Below are 17,503 nucleotides of genomic sequence, written 5' to 3'. Positions count from 1 at the left end.
CGGTCAGGATTGTACGCAGAGCGATGCCGCGTGTTTCCCTCGCCCCGCTTTAGCGGGGAGAGGGAAGAAGCGGGGAGAAGGGTCAATGCCGGAAATGCCGCGTCCCGGTGAACACCATGGCGATGCCGGCGTCGTCGGCGGCCTTGATCACCTCGTCGTCGCGCATCGAGCCGCCGGGCTGGATCACCGCGGTGGCGCCGGCTTCGATCGCGACCAGTAATCCATCGGCGAACGGGAAGAACGCATCCGACGCCACCACCGAGCCCCGGGTCAGCGGTTCCCTGAGGCCTAGCTCCTTCGCCGCATCCTGCGCCTTGCGCGCGGCGATGCGCGCGGAATCGATGCGGCTCATCTGGCCGGCGCCGATGCCGACCGTCGCGCCATCCTTCGCATAGACGATGGTGTTGGACTTGACGTGCTTCGCCACCCGGAACGCGAAGATCAGATCGCGCATCTCGGCCTCGGTCGGCGCGCGCCTCGTCACCGGCGTCAGCGTCATGTCGTCGGCCACCGCATTGTCGCGGCTTTGCACCAGCAGTCCGCCGGCGACCGATTTCATAAGCCAGCCCGGCGCGCGCGGATCGGGCAGGCCGCCCGCCAGCAGCAGCCGCAGGTTTTTCTTGGCGGCTACGATGGCGATCGCTTCGTCGGTCGCGTCCGGCGCCACGATCACCTCGGTGAAGATCTCGGTGATGACGCGCGCGGCGGCGGCATCGAGCGTGCGGTTGAGGGCGACGATGCCACCGAAGGCCGATGTGGGATCGCAAGCCAGCGCCTTGCTGTAAGCGTCACCGAGGGTCGCGCTTTCGGCCACGCCACACGGATTGGCGTGCTTGACGATGACGCAGGCTGCGGTGCGGGCGGGATCGAACTCCGCTACGCATTCATAAGCGGCATCCGTATCGTTGATGTTGTTATAGGAGAGCTGCTTGCCTTGCAGTTGCCTTGCGGTGGCAACGCCGGGGCGCTGCTCGGGTGAACGGTAGAACGCCGCGGTCTGATGCGGGTTCTCGCCGTAGCGCAGCGCTTCGGCGAGCTTGCCGCCGAAGGCGCGATAGGTGGGCGCCGTATCGTTGAGCTGCGCGGCGAACCAGTTGGAGATCGCCGCGTCATAGGCGGCGGTGCGGGCATAGGCCTTGGCCGCAAGCCGTCGGCGGAAATCGAGCGACGTGCCGCCGGCCTGCAGCGCGTCGAGCAGTGGCGCATAATCCTCCGCATCGACGATCACCGCGACATCGTCATGGTTCTTCGCCGCGGCGCGGATCATCGCCGGCCCGCCGATATCGATATTCTCGATGCAGTCCTCGAAACTTGCGCCCTTCGCCACGGTCGCCTCGAACGGATAGAGGCTGACCACCAGCAGATCGATCGGCTTGATGTCATAGGCCATCATCGCGCCGGCATGCTCGGCGTTGGCGCGGATCGCCAGCAGGCCGCCATGCACCTTCGGATGCAGCGTCTTGACCCGGCCGTCCATCATTTCAGGAAAGCCGGTGAGCTGCGAGACGTCGGTCACAGCAAGCCCAGCATCGGCGATGGCCTTGGCGGTGCCGCCGGTGGAGACCAGCTCGATGCCGGCCGCGGCCAGCGCGCGGGCGAAATCGATCAGGCCGGTCTTGTCGGATACGGAAATCAGCGCGCGTTCAATGCGGCGCGGGGAAGTCGGCATTCGCTATCTCTCGTGTGGGCGGCGCGGCATGCACTGTAGGCCCCCTGCCCCTGGAAGGGGGAGGGTAGGGAGGGGGTCTTCTACAAGATGCGAGGGGTCATCTACAGGAAGCTTTGAGCAAAAGGGACCCCCACCCGACTGCCGTCGATCCGCGACGGCAGTCGACCTCCCCGTTTCAGGGGGAGGTAAAGGTCAGAGCGGCAGTTCCGGCTCGTCCTGCGGTTTCCGGCGTCCGCCGCTGTCGCTCTTCTTCGGCGCCGCCTGGCGCGGCGTATGGGTGAAGGTCCAGTGCACCCGCGGCACCTGGCGGGCGCGGCCGTGGATCACGAGCTGCACGGTCCGCCGCGGCCCCTCGGAGCCGCCGAGATAGACGCTCTCCTCCAGCTCGACCCGGTCCTCGTGGCTGTCGAAGGTCCAGACATCCTTGTTCGGCAGCACCAGCATCGCGCCGTATCCGTCCGACCGCCGGCTCGCCTTCACCGCCGGATGCAGATGGAAGCGCACCGCGAATTCATCCAGCGCGCCGAGCGGCAATATCTCGCCATGCGTCGGCATGAACACGTCCTCGCCTTCCAGCTTGTTGCCGCCGGCCGTCAGCATCACCGCGCGCTGATGGATGATGCCGTAGCGGCCATAGCCGTCATGCGAGGCGCGCAGGATCATCGAATCGCCATGCTCGTTGCGACCCACCGCGACGCGTGACGGACCGTCGACGATCGGTACGCCGATCAGCTCGCGGAACGCGCCCTCTTCGCGGAAGATGCAGGACGACGCATTGTTGAACGTCACCGTGGAATGCGCCGGCGTCGCGCGCGCGACCTGCCGCCAACTTTCCTTGTTGATCGCGGGCACCCCGCAATTGACGACGATGCGATGGCCGCCGGCGCAGAACTCGAAGGCGAGACACCCGGCATGCGCCTCCTGGCTCATCGCCATCGGCGGCGGCGTGCCGGTATCCATCAGCACCAGCAGATTGTTCTGCTTCAGCCGCTGGTAGCCGGAATGCGAGGCATTCGAGATCGGTTCGCCGCGCACATCGTCATAGGCGAGGATGGTGGCGATCAGGTCGGGCGCGGTCGGTCCCATGCCGTTGAAGAGCGCGAAACAGCCGTCGTCGTGCCGGAAGAAGCGCAGCATCGGCATCATCCGGTCGATGGCGTTCAGCAGTTGCGGCGGCGGCGGCATGTTGCGGCTGGCAAAGGCCTGTTTCAGCGGCAGCAGGTCGAGCAGGAGGTCGATGATCACGCCGGGATTGCGGCTGATATGCCCGCCATCGGGCAGCACCTGCTGGTCGAGTTCGTCGCCCAGTCGCCTGGTCACGGCCGGGATATGCCGCTCCTGGCTCGCCATGCACAGCGTCGCATAGGTGAGTGCGATCGTGACCTGCAGATGCGGCGCACCCTCACGGGCCTCCGCCGCGTTGTGCCGCAGGAAGCGCACCTGCTTGGTCAGGCTGCGCATGAACCGGCGATAGAACGCGGCGTCGACATCCTGCAGGATCAGCGGCGCCTGGCTGACCCAGGAGATCACGCGCCGCGCCAGCACATCGGCGCGCCAGGCGAGCGGATGCCACGAGCCCTGCAGCGTGATCCATTCGTCCACCAGCGCGCGGGCATTGGCGCGCGTGATGGCCGAATCCGCGGCGCGCAGATGGCGCAGCCAGCCGAAGCCGCATAATTCCGTGGCCCATTCTTCCGACGGCGGATTGAACTCGAACGGCGATCGTCCGTCACAGATCACCACCTTGCCGGCGAAGGCGAAGCGGCCGGAATAGATTTCGCTGGCGCGGGTGCCGTCCGCGGTGCGCAGGTCCTGCGGCGCAAGCAGAAGCCGGTCGGCCTTGCGCGGTATCAGGCGCCACGGCAGCAGCGGCAGATTGTTGACGCGGCCGCTCGCCCGGCGCAAACCCCGGCGCATCAGGATCAAGGACAGCCTGGTCCGCTCTCCGACCGTTACCCCCGCCATACCCCGCACTGGCTCCCCGTTCCGCAGCGCGCCGCCCGCGCGCCCGCGCCTCTTGATACCCCACGCAGCCTCATCCGTGCAGCATTGCGATCGCAGGCGCGGCGCGAAAGGATGGAGCAGGGCAGGACCCTAGCTCAAGCGGCTGATTCTGCGTCCCTCAATCGGTCACGATCTGGACGCGGAAAATGCGGCGGACGCGAGGCGCGCGACCGCCGCCATAATCGTTAACGGGTTGATCCGCCGAGCATTTTAGTCGGTACCCCGCGCTTCATCTTCCCCCCTCCCCGCCGCTCGCGGGGGAGGGAAAAGAGAGTGCAGCGCGTGTTGCGACCTACCGCCCCCAGGGACCGCCGGGACGCGGACCGCCGCGGCCGGCGCCGCCCCAGGGCCCTGCGCCCGATGCCGGAACGCTGCCGCGGGCGCGCGGCTCGGCGCCGGCATAGTTGCCTTCGCCGACCGAATAGCCGCCGCCACCGCCGCCGAAGCCGCCCTGTCCCATCTCCTGCGACAGCTTCTGCAGCGCCGCGATCCGGTTTTCGGTCGCCGGATGGGTCGAGAACAGGTTGTCCATCCGCTCGCCCGACAGCGGGTTGATGATGAACATATGCGCCATTCCCGGATCGCGCTCGGCGCGCTCGTTCGGGATCGCGTGCGCGGCGTTGGCAATCTTCGCCAGCGCCGACGCGAGCCACACCGGCTGGCCGCAGATCTGCGCGCCGAGCTTGTCGGCGGAATATTCGCGCGTGCGGCTGATCGCCATCTGCACCAGCATGGCGGCGATCGGCGCCAGGATCACCATGGCGAGCGTGCCGATGATGCCCATGCCGCCACCGCCATTGCTGTCGCGGTTGCCGCCACCGAAGAACATGCCGAACTGCGCCAACATCGAGATCGCGCCGGCGATGGTGGCGGTGATGGTCATGATCAGCGTGTCGTGGTTCTTGATATGCGCAAGTTCATGCGCGACCACGCCCGCGACTTCCTCGCGCGACAGGCGCTCGAGCAGGCCGGTGGTCACGGCGACTGCGGCATTCTCCGGATTGCGGCCGGTGGCGAACGCGTTCGGCTGCGCCTCGTCCATCATGTAGACCTTCGGCATCGGCATCTGCGCCCGCGCCGCCAGCTCTGCCACCATGTTGTAGAGGTCCGGCGCCGTGCGCGCGTCGACTTCCTGCGCGCCGGCCATGGACAGGACCATCTTGTCCGAATTCCAGTAGGTGAAGATGTTCATGCCGGCCGCGACCACCAGCGCGATCATCGCGCCGCCGGCACCGCCGATCAGATAGCCGACACCCATGAACAGGGCCGTCAGGCCTGCCAGCAACATGGCTGTCTTGACGTAATTCATTTGCTCCCTCCAGGCTCGGGGATGCTGCGCCATCGGCGCGCAATGTCCCGGCCGCGACAAAGGATGGGAACCCCTTAAGGTTCCTTCAAGACCGCGCGTCACTGGGACGCTGGGTCCACGCTGGGGAGCCGACGGTATTCGGCTGCACAACCGCAGATTGCGGTTGCGAATCGGAACGGCATATGGTCCTATAGGACCATGTTCCTTCAATCGAGATTATTGTCCGGGCCGCCTGTGGCCGTGCTGATCGGGCTGGTGTTCGCCGCAGGCTTTGCGGCCGGCGCGGCGTTCCAGGCGGGGGTGCCTGCAGTTACGGCGCGCGCGGCGGATGCTGTGCCGATGGAGCAGCGGCGCCCGGAGGCGCCAGCGCCCTCTTCACTTCAGGAGTTGCGAGTCGCCGCCGGCGGCCACCCGGCCGAGGTGCTGCGGGTCAATGACGGCGATACCTTCGAGGCGCGGGTCCATGTCTGGCCGGGCATGCAGGTGACCACCAAGGTGCGGTTGCGTGGCATCGATGCCGCCGAATTCCGGTCGCAATGCGCCGAGGAATACCGTCTCGCGACCGCGGCGCGCGATGCGCTGGCGCGGATGCTCGCCGAAGGCGGCGTTACCATCGGACGCATCGACTTCGATAAGTATGGCGGACGCGTTGTCGCGAATGCCGCGACGCGGAATACGCCGGATATTTCGGAGGCGCTGCTGAAGTCCGGATACGTGCGCGCGTATGACGGCGGGCGACGGGATGGATGGTGTGGGGGGTAGATTCATCGCTCATCGTAGGATGGGTTGAGCGCAGCGAAACCCATCACCTTTCGCCGAAACCGGACGTGCCGGTTGCCCCATCGCCGGCCCAGTCTTCAGCGTAAATGCCAAGCCTCACCATGCGATGAAATGACGAGAACGGCCAGTCTGCGACGCGTTTCACATGCCCATGCTTCACCGGATTGAAATGGACGTAATCGGCATGGCGCTCAAAATCCCGCTCGTCACGAAGCGTGTGCTCCCAATATCGGCGCTGCCAAATTCCGCGTTCGGTTTTGCGAGTCCGACTTGCCGAAACGGCTTCAGTCTTCGGTAACGCGCGCGAGAAGGCCGATTTGATCAGGCGCCATCGCGTTGCGAAATCCTGATCTGCGTCAGGCAACGTCCATATCGCGTGCAGGTGATCCGGTAGTATGACGATTGCATCGATCGTGAACGGATGTCTAGCGCGGGTTTCTCTGAACGCCGAAAGCAACAGCCCAATGTGATCGGTCAAAAGCCGCTCGCGGCGGTCGGCTAGGTTCACCGTGAAGAAATAACGGCCGCCCCGAATGAAATTGCGCCGATAGCCGGTCATCGAAGGAGATGGGTTTCGCTGCGCTCAACCCATCCTACGATGATCTGTGTTGGCACGCACCCCGCAACTCTCGATCAAGGATTATATTCCTTATTTCCGCCATCTTCCTCTGATCTATTCCGTCTCATCCCGCCTCGTCCAAGGGGCGTCTGATCAGCGTCATGAGACGCGGGGCGGGATGCGGTGGCCGTTGTAAGGCGCAAGACGTGCGTCGTGCAGCGGAGGCCCAAGCTGCGATGATCCGGCTCACCGGCCGTGGGTCACCAGCGGAGGATATCAAGAAAGTCCGCCCGGCGCTGCCGGTCAACGGTGTCTGTCCTCCGGGGTTGTCGCAGAGCAAGCCTAAAAACACCGCGCGCGGAACGCCGGATTCCTTTCGGCGGTCCGTGGTGACTATCGCTCATGCGCTTTCACACTTCGCGCATGGGGCCATGGGCTTTGGCTGAAAGCCCGGCGTTCCGCGCGCCCTTGGGTCTCCCAGGGGAAGGAATGCGAGTTGGAATACGGGCGCGCCCGCGCCGGCTAAAAAATAAGGGACTGCGGAGCTTTGCCTGCCGGAGCGTGGTGAGCCGCCACGCATTTCGCTTTCGCTCAACGCGCGCTACGAAGCCTCGGCAGGAGGAAACAACCATGAGCACCTACGTCCTCATCCACGGCGCCTGGGGCGGCGGCTGGAAATTCGCCCGCGTTGCCGAGCGTCTGCGCCAGCGCGGGCACGTCGTGTTCACCCCGACGCTGACCGGCGCGGCCGAGCGCTCGCATCTGCTGACGGGCGCGATCAATCTCGGCACCCATGTCACCGACGTGCTGAACGTGATCCGTTACGAGGATCTTTCCGACGTCGTGCTACTCGGCCATTCCTATGGCGGCATGGTGATCACCCAGGTCGCGGATCGGATTCCGGAGAAGATCGCGGCGCTGGTCTATCTCGATGCATTCGTGCCGGAGGACGGGCAGTCGCTGTTCGATCTCAACATCCCGGCCAACACCAAAATGTTTCTCGATCGCGCCGGCCAGAATGGCGGACTGCTGATTCCGCCGCCGCCGGCCAAGGCCTATTTCGGTGTCAACGACGCCGATGCGCCCCGTGTCGATGCGCTCGCGGCGCCGCATCCGGTCGGCACCATGATCGAGAAGGTCAAACTCACGGGCGCGTATCGCGGCGTGAAGAAAAACGTCTACGTGCACGGCGCGGTGCTGCCGCGCGAAAGTCCGTTCAAGGGATTCTACGAGGCCGCGAAGGTGAAGGGCTGGGACGCCCATGCGCTGCCCTGCGGACACGACATCATGCTCGACCGGCCGGACGAGTTGACGGAGATCCTCGACAAGGCGGGCCAGTGAATGGCGAGCCGATGATCGCGCGCGCCCGATCGCGCACGCTGAAAACAAAACGGCCGGAGCGTGAGCCCCGGCCGTTTGTGATCGTTTGCGATCGCTGTCGCGGACCTTGTCCGCGTCTGACGCCCCGAGAAACCAGATGCCGTTAGCGGGTCACGACCACGCGCGTGCCGTAGCCGACGCGATTATACAGGTCGAGAATATCGGAATTGTGCATGCGGATGCAGCCATACGACACGAAGCCGCCGATCGAGCCCGGCGCATTGGTGCCGTGAATGGCGTATTCGCCGCCGGACAAAGTGAGTGCCGCGGCGCCCATCGGGTTGGCGGGCACGCCGCCCGGAATGACGTCCGGCAGGCGCGGATTGTCGCGCTTCACCTCGCGCGGCGGCGACCAGGCCGGCTTGATGCGCTTGCCGTCGATATAGCGGGTGCCGAACCAGGACTTGCCGGCGCGGCCGACACCGACGGTATAGGCGATCGCCCTGCCGCCGCCGACGACGTAATAGAGCCGGCGCTGGCTGTGCTTGATGACCACCGTTCCCGGCGCATAGTCTTCGCGGAAGCTGACCGGTTCCCGCGCATCCGCGGGGCTGGCGACCGCAAACGAGGCGGCGACGACCGAAGCGGCGATCGAAAAGGCCAAGGCAAGGCGCATGACTTCATTCCCGAATTGCGAGTGGGGCGGCATTCTGCCCGAATTGCGCCGGAAAATAGCTTAATCCGCACGGCGGCAAAAGCGTGCGTTGGCAATAATGTAAAGGGTGTTGAAATTGGGCAACGGAGGTTATCCCGTTGCCGTTAGCGTCCCGGCAAGAGCGGTAAAGAGCTGTAAAGAGCCGTAAACGAGGCCCTAAGCGCTTGGCCGGTTCTGCCGGTTGTTGACCAGATCGTCGACCACCGCCGGATCGGCCAGTGTGGTGGTGTCGCCCAGGTTGGAGAAATCGTCCTCGGCGATCTTGCGCAGGATGCGCCGCATGATCTTGCCGGAGCGGGTTTTCGGCAGGCCCGGCGCGAATTGAAGGAGGTCCGGTGCCGCGATGGCGCCGATCTCCTTGCGGACCCAGGTGACCAGTTCCTTCTTCAGGTCGTCGCTGGGCGTTTCGCCGGCCATCAGGGTGACATAGGCATAGATGCCCTGGCCCTTGATGTGGTGCGGATATCCGACCACGGCGGCTTCCGACACCTTCGGATGTGCGACCAGTGCGGATTCCACCTCCGCCGTGCCCATGCGATGGCCCGAGACGTTGATCACGTCGTCGACGCGGCCGGTGATCCAGTAATAGCCGTCCTCGTCGCGCCGGCAGCCGTCGCCGGTAAAATACTTGCCGGGATAGGTCTTGAAATAGGTGTCGACGAAGCGCTGATGGTCGCCATAGACCGTCCGCATCTGGCCGGGCCACGAATCCGCGATGCAGAGATTGCCGGTGGTGGCGCCTTCCAGCACCTTGCCCTCCGCATCGACGATTTCCGGCTTGATGCCGAAGAACGGCAGTGTGGCCGAACCCGGCTTCTGCGCGATCGCGCCCGGCAGCGGGGTGATGAGAATGCCGCCGGTTTCGGTCTGCCACCAAGTATCGACGATCGGGCAGCGGCTGTCGCCGACCACGCGGTAATACCATTCCCAGGCTTCCGGATTGATCGGCTCGCCGACCGAACCGAGCAGCCGCAGCGACGCACGCGAGGTCTTCTTCACCGGATCGTCGCCGGCCTGCATCAGCGCGCGGATCGCGGTCGGTGCCGTGTAGAAGATGTTTACCTTGTGCTTGTCGATCACTTCCCAGAACCGCGAATTGGTCGGGTAGTTCGGCACGCCCTCGAACATCAGCGTGATCGCGCCGTTCTGCAGCGGGCCATAGACGATGTAGCTGTGGCCGGTGACCCAGCCGACGTCGGCAGTGCACCAGTAGACGTCGCCGTCGTGATAATCGAACACATATTGATGCGTCATCGAGGTGTAGACAGCGTAGCCGCCGGTGGTGTGCAGCACACCCTTCGGCTTGCCGGTCGAACCAGAGGTGTAGAGGATGAACAGCGGATCCTCCGCTTTCATCTCCTCGCACGGGCAATCGGCCGACACGCCTTTCGCGGCCTCGTCGTAATAAACGTCGCGGCCGGCCTTCATGTTGACGGGTGCGCCGGTGCGCTTCACCACGATGACCGACGTCACGCCGCCAGCCTTGTCGCAGGCAGCGTCGATATTGTTCTTCAGCGGGATCTTGCGGCCGCCGCGCAGCCCTTCGTCCGCGGTGATGATGACGGTGGACTTGCAGTCCTCGATGCGGCCCGCGATCGAATCCGGCGAGAAGCCGGCGAAGATGATCGAATGCACCGCGCCGATGCGCGCGCAGGCCAGCATGGCATAGGCTGCTTCCACGATCATCGGCAGGTAGATGGTGACCCGGTCGCCCTTCTTGACGCCCTGCGCCTTCAGGACATTGGCGAACCGGCACACTTCGGCATGCAGCTGCTTGTAGGTGACGGTCCGAAAATCTTTCGGGTCGTCGCCTTCCCAGATAATCGCGGTCTGGTCGCCGCGCTTGGCGAGATGCCGGTCGATGCAGTTATAGGCGAGGTTGAGCGTGCCGTCCTCGAACCACTTGATCGAGACATTGTGCGGATCGTAGGAGGTGTTCTTGACCTTGGTATAGGGCTTGATCCAGTCGACGCGCCTGCCCTGTTCGCCCCAGAATGTGTTCGGGTCGGCGACCGATGCCGCATACATCTCCTTGTACTTGGCGTGATCGATGAACGCCCGCTTCTGCCAATCGGGCGCAACCTCATAGATCTTGTCGGACATCTATCCCTCCCCGGCACGCTGCAGGGTTCAAACCGGTTTTCCTGAGCGTCTGTCTTGATTTGCCGCAAGTATGCGACAGGCCCTTGGGCAGCGACAAGGGCTTGTATGTTCCACTTTCGTCAAACCACTGCGCTATGCGTGGGAGAGCCCTGCGGAACGCTTTCCAGATATGGCCGTTAAGAGCCGTTGTGACCGACATCATATCCGCCGAAATACTGTCCCCCTCGATCGCTCCGGAGCGGCCGGTGCCGGCACGGGCCGGATTGCCGCGTTGGTCGGCCTCGACCGTACGACTGGCTCGGCGTTTGAAGCTGTCGCTCGTTCGGGTCGACGAGCTGACATGGAGCCGCCGCCGCTACGGAAAGTCCTACCGCTACCTGAACGCCGAGGGGCTCCCGTTGCGACGGAAAGACATTCTCGCGCGGCTGGCTTCGCTCGCAGTCCCGCCCGCTTACGAGGATGTACGATACGCGTCGGACCCCGCGGCACACCTGCAAGCCGTGGGTCGCGACGCCGCCGGCCGGCTGCAATACCGATATCACCCGGATTGGGACAGGCTCCGCGAGCTGCGAAAGGCGCGGCGGCTGGCGCGGATGGTCGATGCCTTGCCAAAGGTGCGGCGCAAGGTGGCGAAGATTTTGTCGGGCAGCCAGCCGACGCGGGATTTCGCATTGGCGGCGGTCATCGAACTGATCGCGCGGACAGCGATTCGTGCCGGCAACGAAACCTATACCCGCGTCAACGGTACGCGAGGTGCCACGACGCTGCTGAAATCCAACGTGTCGATTGATGGCGACTGCATCGTGCTGTCGTTTCGGGCCAAGGGCGGCAAGCAAGTCCAGAAGGAATGCGACGCCGAGCGCCTGGTGCATGCGGTCGGCGTCTTGAAATCGCTGCCCGGAAGCAGGCTTTTCCAGTACCGCGGCGGCGACGGCACGGTCCGGCCTGTGTCATCCGCGCAGGTGAATGGGTTTCTGCGCGACATTGCGGGGACATCGATCTCGCTGAAGGATTTCCGCACCCTGCTGGCTTCCGCCGCGGTGATGGACTCGCTTGCGCGCGTTCGGCCAGCCGACAGCGAAAGAAAGCGAAGAAAGCAGGTGCTGGATGCAATCCGCGAGACCGCGGAAGAACTCGCCAATACGCCGGCGATCTGCCGCAAGAGCTACGTTCATCACACCGTGGTCACGGCTTTCGAGAACGGCATTCTTGAAAAGTTTTCACGCACGTTGAAATCATGCCGCTCGGCTGGCGGGCGGGAAAAGGTGCTGGCTCAGGTGATTGCTGCGGCGGGCTAGACCCCGCCCATCTTGCAGACGACCTTCCACTCCGCGGCGGTGACCGGCTGCACCGACAGCCGCGACAGTTTGACCAGGGCCATGTCCTTGAGCTTCGGCTCGTCCTTGATTGACTCGAGCGTCACCGGCGTTTTCAGCGGTTCGCGGGCGGCGAAATCGACGACGACCCAGGGATCGCCGGCCTTGGCGGACGGGTCCGGATAAGCCTCGCGGACCACCTCGACGATGCCGACGATCTCCTTGCCGACATTCGAATGATAGAAGAAGGCGAGATCGCCCTTCTTCATCTTCTGCAAATTCAGTTTCGCGGAGTGATTGCGCACGCCGGTCCAGGCTTCGCCCTTCTTGCCGGACTTCACCTGCTGCTCCCATGACCAGGCATCGGGTTCGCTTTTGACCAGCCAGTAATTCATCTTTCAAACCTCTGCACGGACCGGGCGCGCCAGCAGGCGTTCGATCACGTCGTCCACACTTGCCTTGCCGTCGACTACATCGGCAACGGCCTCCATGATCGGCATTTCGACGCCGGCTTCACGCGCCATCTCATGAAGAACCGACGCCGTGAAGACCCCTTCGGCGAGCTTCTCGTTGCCGAGCGCCTCCAATGGCGACAGCCCGCGTCCGAGCGAAAGCCCGAAAGAGAAGTTGCGCGATTGCGGCGTCGAACAGGAGAGGATGGTGTCACCGAGGCCAGACAGGCCGGTCAAGGTTTCGGCCTTCGCGCCCAGCGCGCGGCCGAAGCGCATGATCTCGGCAAAGCCGCGCGTCGTCAGTGCGGCCGCAGCACTGGCGCCGAGTCCGCGGCCCGAAACGACGCCCGACGCGATCGCCAGCACGTTCTTTGCAGCGCCGCCGATTTCGACGCCGCGAAGATCGGTCGTATGATACGGCCGGAAGCTCGCGGAGCCGAGTGCCCGCGTCAGCGTGGCTGCGACCTTCTCATCCGCAGCGGCGAGCGTGACCGCGGTCGGCAAACCCTTGATCACATCGGCCGCAAAGCTCGGACCCGAAAGGATCGCGGGCGCAGCATTCGGCGCAGCTTCCGCGATCACTTCGGTCATGAACTTGCGGGTGCCGCGTTCGATACCCTTGGCGCAGGCGATGACCGGCATCCCGTTGGTGATCAGCGGCCCAAGCGCAGAGGCGACCTCTCGCAGTGCCTGGGCCGGGACGACCAGCAGGATGGCATCGCAGCGCGCGGCCTCATCAAGGCTCGCCGTGATCGCGATGCGATCGTCGATGCGGACGCCGGGCAGTCGCTCGCTCTGCCGCGTTCGGCTCAGCTTTTCCGCGGCCACGGCGCTGCGGGTCCACACCATCACATCGCGACCGGCCCGTTGTGCGGCGCTGGCAAGCGCCAGTCCCCAACTCCCGCCGCCGATAATGGAAAGCCTCTGATAGGGCATGGTCAGTCTCGCAATCCGGCATGCGCCACCGCTTCCAGCGGCCAGCGCGCGCGAGGGACGACATCGAGCGTGTCGGTCAGACCGGCCGCGAGCCGCTCGGCGCCGGCCCAGGCGATCATCGCGCCGTTATCGGTGCACAAAGCCGGCGGCGGCACGATCAGGCGGATGCGCGCTTCGCCGGCCAGACGCTGCAGCACGTCCCGCACGCTCTGATTGGCGGCGACGCCACCCGCCGCCACCAGCGCCTGCGGCGCTCCATAGCGCTCGGCAAACAGGCGTAGTCCGGCGCGCAGCCGGTCGTGGACCGTGTCGACCACGGCCTGCTGGAACGAAGCGCACAGATCGGCGACATCCTGATCGGACAACGGCGCGATCCGCTCCGCCTCGAGCCGCAAGGCCGTTTTCAGTCCGGACAGCGAGAAATCGGGTTCGCGCCGGTATTGCAGCGGCCGCGGCAATGCGAAGCGGTGCGGGTTGCCGCGCTGGGCCATCCGCTCGACCTGAGGACCGCCCGGATAGCCGAGACCGAGCAGCTTGGCGGTCTTGTCGAAGGCCTCACCAATGGCGTCGTCCATGGTGTTGCCCAGCAGGACATAGTCACCGACATCGCGCACGGCGACGATCTGGGTATGGCCGCCGGAGGCGAGGAACAGGCAGTAGGGAAAATCGACGCCATCGGTCAGCCGCGCCGTCAGGGCGTGCGCTTCCAGATGATTGACCGCGATCAGCGGGGTCTTGTGGACCATCGCGATGGCTTTGGCGGTGGTCAGCCCGACGATGACGCCGCCGATCAGGCCCGGTCCTGCCGCGGCCGCGACGCCGTCAAGCGAGGCGAAATCGCATTGCGCTTCCGCCATCGCCTGGGCGATCAGCAGGTCCAGCACCTCGACATGGGCGCGGGCGGCGATTTCCGGCACCACGCCGCCGAAGGCAGCATGCTCGTCGGTCTGCGACAGCACGATATCCGACAGAATACGTCCGCGTCCGGCGTGATCGCGCTCCACGATCGCAGCCGCGGTCTCGTCACAGGTCGTTTCGATGCCCAGCACGATCATCGGCTTGCAATCCTTGCCGGGACACGGCCCTATGTCGGCGCCAGAACGGGGCCTATTGGCAGTGGCCCGGGTTAGCATTGCGAGGTTTGATGGCGCAATCGGCTTCTTCCGCGCACCTGTTGCGGATCGGTACGCGCGGCTCTCCATTGGCGCTGGCGCAGGCGCATACCGTGCGCGACCGGCTGGCCGCCGCGCATGGCTGCGCGCCCGACGACGTTGCCATTCATGTCATCAAGACAACCGGCGACCAGATCCTCGACCGGCCGCTGTCCGAAGCCGGCGGCAAGGGCCTGTTCACGAAGGAAATCGAGGAGGCCCTGCTCTCGCACACAATCGACATTGCGGTGCATTCATCCAAGGATATGCCGACGGCGCTGCCGGACGGGCTCGCGCTGGTCGCCTATCTGGAACGCGAGGATGTGCGCGATGTCTTCATCAGCCACAAGGCCGCGACAATCGCCGACCTGCCCGTGGGCGGTCTGGTTGGAAGCGCGTCGCTGCGCCGTCAGGCTTTGGTGAAACGCTTGCGGCCGGACCTGCGGGTCGAAGTATTTCGCGGCAATGTGCAGTCGCGCCTGCGAAAACTCGGCGAGGGCGAGGTCGATGCGACGTTGCTTGCCCTCGCCGGCCTGAAGCGCCTCGGTCTTGAGGATGTTGCAACCGCGATCCTGCCGCTGGATGTCTTTCCACCGGCGGTCGGTCAGGGCGCGATCGGCATCGAGGCTCGCGAGAACGACACGCGCACGCTCGATTTGCTGGCGCCGATTGCGGATCGCGATACCGCGATTGCGCTGGATACCGAACGTGCATTCCTGGCGGCGCTCGATGGTTCGTGCCGGACACCGATTGCCGGTCACGCCATCGTCGAGGGCGATGCGTTGTGTTTTCGCGGCATGATCCTGCGCCCCGATGGCAGCGAGGTATTCGAGACTGTGCGGGACGGCGCGATCGCCGATGCAGTGCGCATGGGAGCCGACGCCGGCCGCGAGTTGAAGGCGAAGGGCGGGCCTGACTTCTTTACTGGCGGATAAAGACGTGCGGCTGTTGCTGACGCGGCCCCGGCCCGAAGCGGAACGCACCGCGGCGGCATTGCGTGCGATCGGGCACGAGCCGGTCTTCGCGCCAGTGCTCGAGATCGAAAACATTGCGGATGCCGCCATCGGTCCCGGCCCGTATGCCGCAGTGCTGCTGACGAGCGGGAACGCCGCGCGCGCCATCGCGAAGCATCAGGACCGCGAGCGTGTTGTGGCGCTCGATTGCTTTGCGGTCGGTCCGCAGACCGCGGCCGCGGCCCGGCTTGCCGGCTTTGCCAATGTCCAATCCGCCGGTGGCGATGGCGGCGACCTGGCACGGCTGATCGGGGAGCGGCAGGCCGGAGGAGGGCGCGCCGATCCACTTCTTTATCTTGCCGGCGACGATCGGGCGCGCGATATGGCCGCCGAACTCGCGCCCTACGGCTTGCGGCTCGATCTCGTCGTGGTTTACCGCGCCCGGGCCGCACGCAATTTTGCACCGGACGTGGCCGCCGCCCTGAAAGCGGGTGCGTTCGACGGTGTGCTGCATTATTCGCGCCGCAGCACCGCAATTTTCGTCGATTGTGTCCGGGCCGCCGGTGCCGAAGCGGCAGGCGCGCGCCTGACACATTTCTGCCTGTCCGCGCGGGCGGCGGAACCGCTGGCCGCGATTAACGCCAAATCCATTCTTGTTGCGCAAAAAATGGATGAATCGGCGATGCTGGCGTTGGTCTCCGCGTCCTAAGGTCAAGTTGCCGCAATGCCTCATCCTTAGTATCGAGAAACCACGGGAGCCGGGTTGCGGTTCTCGTCGTCTCGTCGCAGGAGACCGCGCATGGCCAATGAAAAGAACGATCCGAACAAGCCGGCCGGCGCGGCCGCGCAGCCTCAGAAGCGGCCGAATACCATCGACCTGACTGCCACGGAGATTAAGCCGGAACCGGCGGCGAAGCCTGAGGCGAGCGCTGAAAACAAGCCGCAAGCCAAGGCCGAGACAAAGCCCGACACCAAGCCCGAGTCGGTGGTCAAAACGGAACCCGTCAAACCGGCGGCTGAGCCGGCCAGCACACCGCCGCCGCGCGCGCCCGAAACCGTCAGGTCCGCACCGGAAACGGGCCACCGGGCAACCGGGAATGTTCCCCCGGTCGACGGTGATCGCGCCGCAGCGGCGCAGCCCAGCAGAGGCATGCCATGGTCGGTCATCGGGATCGCTCTCGCCGCTGCCGTGATATTTTTCGCGATCGGCATGGGGGCCGGCCAATGGCTGTCGAGTCGCGCGCCGCAAACGGGCGCGCTCGCCCCGCAGCCGGCCGTAGCGGCGCTGCCGCCCGAGTTGCAGGGCCGCATCGACAAGCTGGAGGCGCAAATCGGCGCGCTGCCGAAAGAAGACCCGCAATTGCAGGCGCGCCTCGCCAAACTCGAAGCGCAGCTCAATGCGCCGCGCGCCAGCGATCAGCAAATCGTCGCGCGCATCGTAGCCGCGGAAGCTGCCGTCAAAACGCTCGCCGACATGACCGCATCGCGTGAGAAGCGCAGCGACGATATCGCGGCGGTGGCGAATGAAGCCCGCGAGCGGGCATCGAGTGCGGCGTCCGCCGCCGAAGCGGCGCAGAAATCGCAAGGTCCGTCGCCGGAAGCGCGCGCCGATCTCGACGCGCTCAACACGCGGATTGCCGCCCTTGAACAATCGGTGCGCGATAGCCAGGCCGAACTCGCACGCCGCCTGTCCGCCGACGACGCCAAGGGCCGGTTCGCGATCGCGGCGCTCGCACTGCGCGATATGGTGGACAGCGGCACGCCGTTTGCCCCGGAACTCGCTTCGGCAAAATCCCTGTCAGGAGATGCTGCTGCATTCGCTCCGCTCGAATCGTTTGCTTCGTCCGGTGTGCCGAGTGCGGCATCGCTCGGTCGCGAACTCGCCGGTCTGATGCCGGCGATCTGGAAGATCGCTCGCAAGGATGAAGTGCAGCAGGAGACGTTCCTGGAGCGGCTCAAGGCCAACGCATCGAAGATTATACGCATCAGGCCCGCCGGTGATGTCGTTGGTGATGATCCGACAAGTGTCAGCACCCGGGTCGAAACCCGCGCCGAACATGCCGATATCCGCGGTGCGCTGGCCGAGCTCAACAAGTTGCCGCCGGATGCGCGTGCGCCGGCCGCGGCCTGGATCAAGAAGGCTGAAGCACGCAATGCGGCGATCGCGGCAGCGCGCAATGTTTCGCAGACCGCGCTGGCTGCACTGACCAAGCCGGGCTCCTGAGGCGATTACCTG

At 65.3% G+C, this 17,503-nt stretch carries 15 protein-coding genes; 6 read left to right on the top strand and 9 right to left on the bottom strand.

What is annotated here, in order from left to right; all coding sequences use genetic code 11:
* Positions 1-82 precede the first annotated feature (82 nt).
* The 3 genes from purH to htpX form a co-directional block, all read right to left on the bottom strand.
* Positions 83-1,669: a bifunctional phosphoribosylaminoimidazolecarboxamide formyltransferase/IMP cyclohydrolase gene (gene purH / locus AC5I5I_RS13265; protein ID WP_495973692.1), complete on the bottom strand. Its 1,587-nt coding sequence runs from the start codon at positions 1,667-1,669 to the stop codon at positions 83-85.
* Positions 1,670-1,861: 192 nt separating this feature from the next.
* The gene (locus AC5I5I_RS13260; RefSeq protein ID WP_495973690.1) at positions 1,862-3,586 is read right to left on the bottom strand and encodes a heparinase II/III family protein; all 1,725 of its coding nucleotides are present in this window, start codon (positions 3,584-3,586) and stop codon (positions 1,862-1,864) included.
* 379 nt (positions 3,587-3,965) lie between these two features.
* Positions 3,966-4,982: a zinc metalloprotease HtpX gene (htpX, locus tag AC5I5I_RS13255; protein ID WP_495973688.1), complete on the bottom strand. Its 1,017-nt coding sequence runs from the start codon at positions 4,980-4,982 to the stop codon at positions 3,966-3,968.
* A 198-nt stretch (positions 4,983-5,180) separates the two neighbouring features.
* On the opposite strand from htpX, the gene AC5I5I_RS13250 reads away from it, so the two are divergent.
* Positions 5,181-5,744 (top strand): thermonuclease family protein, encoded by a 564-nt coding sequence (locus AC5I5I_RS13250; protein ID WP_495973686.1) that lies wholly within the window; start codon positions 5,181-5,183, stop codon positions 5,742-5,744.
* A gap of 43 nt (positions 5,745-5,787) precedes the next feature.
* Here AC5I5I_RS13250 and AC5I5I_RS13245 read toward each other — a convergent pair whose 3' ends face one another.
* Positions 5,788-6,321 carry an REP-associated tyrosine transposase gene (locus AC5I5I_RS13245; protein ID WP_495973684.1) on the bottom strand — a complete coding sequence of 178 codons (534 nt, stop codon included), beginning with the start codon at positions 6,319-6,321 and terminating at the stop codon, positions 5,788-5,790.
* A 630-nt stretch (positions 6,322-6,951) separates the two neighbouring features.
* On the opposite strand from AC5I5I_RS13245, the gene AC5I5I_RS13240 reads away from it, so the two are divergent.
* Complete coding sequence (locus AC5I5I_RS13240) at positions 6,952-7,662, top strand: alpha/beta fold hydrolase (RefSeq protein WP_495973682.1); 711 nt, start codon at positions 6,952-6,954, stop codon at positions 7,660-7,662.
* Positions 7,663-7,804: 142 nt separating this feature from the next.
* On the opposite strand, the gene AC5I5I_RS13235 is transcribed toward AC5I5I_RS13240, so the two are convergent.
* Positions 7,805-8,317: a L,D-transpeptidase gene (locus tag AC5I5I_RS13235; protein ID WP_495973680.1), complete on the bottom strand. Its 513-nt coding sequence runs from the start codon at positions 8,315-8,317 to the stop codon at positions 7,805-7,807.
* 195 nt (positions 8,318-8,512) lie between these two features.
* Positions 8,513-10,459 carry an acetate--CoA ligase gene (gene acs, locus AC5I5I_RS13230; RefSeq protein ID WP_495973678.1) on the bottom strand — a complete coding sequence of 649 codons (1,947 nt, stop codon included), beginning with the start codon at positions 10,457-10,459 and terminating at the stop codon, positions 8,513-8,515.
* Positions 10,460-10,593: 134 nt separating this feature from the next.
* Here acs and AC5I5I_RS13225 point away from each other — a divergent pair, with 134 nt between their 5' ends.
* Positions 10,594-11,757 (top strand): DNA topoisomerase IB, encoded by a 1,164-nt coding sequence (locus AC5I5I_RS13225; protein ID WP_495764445.1) that lies wholly within the window; start codon positions 10,594-10,596, stop codon positions 11,755-11,757.
* Here the strand turns inward: AC5I5I_RS13225 and AC5I5I_RS13220 are convergent.
* Genes AC5I5I_RS13220 through tsaD form a run of 3 tightly spaced genes read right to left on the bottom strand, consistent with a single transcriptional unit; the run spans position 11,754 to position 14,212 of the window.
* Positions 11,754-12,170: an EVE domain-containing protein gene (locus AC5I5I_RS13220; RefSeq protein WP_495764449.1), complete on the bottom strand. Its 417-nt coding sequence runs from the start codon at positions 12,168-12,170 to the stop codon at positions 11,754-11,756. The two genes, AC5I5I_RS13225 and AC5I5I_RS13220, sit on opposite strands and share 4 nt — an antisense overlap.
* 3 nt (positions 12,171-12,173) lie before the next feature.
* On the bottom strand, positions 12,174-13,163 hold the full coding sequence (locus AC5I5I_RS13215; RefSeq protein WP_495973675.1) for an NAD(P)H-dependent glycerol-3-phosphate dehydrogenase: 990 nt from the start codon (positions 13,161-13,163) through the stop codon (positions 12,174-12,176).
* 2 nt (positions 13,164-13,165) lie between these two features.
* Entirely contained in the window at positions 13,166-14,212 is a 1,047-nt protein-coding gene (gene tsaD / locus AC5I5I_RS13210; RefSeq protein ID WP_495973900.1) for a tRNA (adenosine(37)-N6)-threonylcarbamoyltransferase complex transferase subunit TsaD, read from the bottom strand.
* Between the two features lie 95 nt (positions 14,213-14,307).
* On the opposite strand from tsaD, the gene hemC reads away from it, so the two are divergent.
* The 3 genes from hemC (at position 14,308) to AC5I5I_RS13195 (ending at position 17,491) form a co-directional block, all read left to right on the top strand.
* Positions 14,308-15,249, top strand: a complete 942-nt coding sequence (gene hemC / locus AC5I5I_RS13205) for a hydroxymethylbilane synthase (protein ID WP_495973673.1) — start codon at positions 14,308-14,310, stop codon at positions 15,247-15,249.
* A 4-nt stretch (positions 15,250-15,253) separates the two neighbouring features.
* A complete protein-coding gene (locus AC5I5I_RS13200) occupies positions 15,254-15,976 on the top strand; it encodes a uroporphyrinogen-III synthase (protein ID WP_495973671.1) in 723 nt (240 codons plus the stop codon).
* Positions 15,977-16,066: 90 nt separating this feature from the next.
* Complete coding sequence (locus tag AC5I5I_RS13195) at positions 16,067-17,491, top strand: COG4223 family protein (protein WP_495973669.1); 1,425 nt, start codon at positions 16,067-16,069, stop codon at positions 17,489-17,491.
* Positions 17,492-17,503: the final 12 nt, after the last annotated feature.

This window comes from Pseudorhodoplanes sp., from assembly GCF_059499825.1.
The sequence above is the reverse complement of the archived record's forward strand: the minus strand, read 5'-3'. Positions and strand labels throughout refer to the sequence as shown.

What these genes read in the sequence shown, in the direction of transcription:
- purH (WP_495973692.1), bottom strand. Translation starts at nt 1,669, where the DNA reads ATGCCGACTTCCCCGCGCCGCATTGAACGCGCGCTGATTTCCGTATCC.
- AC5I5I_RS13260 (WP_495973690.1), bottom strand. Translation starts at nt 3,586, where the DNA reads ATGCGCCGGGGTTTGCGCCGGGCGAGCGGCCGCGTCAACAATCTGCCG.
- htpX (WP_495973688.1), bottom strand. Translation starts at nt 4,982, where the DNA reads ATGAATTACGTCAAGACAGCCATGTTGCTGGCAGGCCTGACGGCCCTG.
- AC5I5I_RS13250 (WP_495973686.1), top strand. Translation starts at nt 5,181, where the DNA reads ATGTTCCTTCAATCGAGATTATTGTCCGGGCCGCCTGTGGCCGTGCTG.
- AC5I5I_RS13245 (WP_495973684.1), bottom strand. Translation starts at nt 6,321, where the DNA reads ATGACCGGCTATCGGCGCAATTTCATTCGGGGCGGCCGTTATTTCTTC.
- AC5I5I_RS13240 (WP_495973682.1), top strand. Translation starts at nt 6,952, where the DNA reads ATGAGCACCTACGTCCTCATCCACGGCGCCTGGGGCGGCGGCTGGAAA.
- AC5I5I_RS13235 (WP_495973680.1), bottom strand. Translation starts at nt 8,317, where the DNA reads ATGCGCCTTGCCTTGGCCTTTTCGATCGCCGCTTCGGTCGTCGCCGCC.
- acs (WP_495973678.1), bottom strand. Translation starts at nt 10,459, where the DNA reads ATGTCCGACAAGATCTATGAGGTTGCGCCCGATTGGCAGAAGCGGGCG.
- AC5I5I_RS13225 (WP_495764445.1), top strand. Translation starts at nt 10,594, where the DNA reads ATGCGTGGGAGAGCCCTGCGGAACGCTTTCCAGATATGGCCGTTAAGA.
- AC5I5I_RS13220 (WP_495764449.1), bottom strand. Translation starts at nt 12,170, where the DNA reads ATGAATTACTGGCTGGTCAAAAGCGAACCCGATGCCTGGTCATGGGAG.
- AC5I5I_RS13215 (WP_495973675.1), bottom strand. Translation starts at nt 13,163, where the DNA reads ATGCCCTATCAGAGGCTTTCCATTATCGGCGGCGGGAGTTGGGGACTG.
- hemC (WP_495973673.1), top strand. Translation starts at nt 14,308, where the DNA reads ATGGCGCAATCGGCTTCTTCCGCGCACCTGTTGCGGATCGGTACGCGC.
- AC5I5I_RS13195 (WP_495973669.1), top strand. Translation starts at nt 16,067, where the DNA reads ATGGCCAATGAAAAGAACGATCCGAACAAGCCGGCCGGCGCGGCCGCG.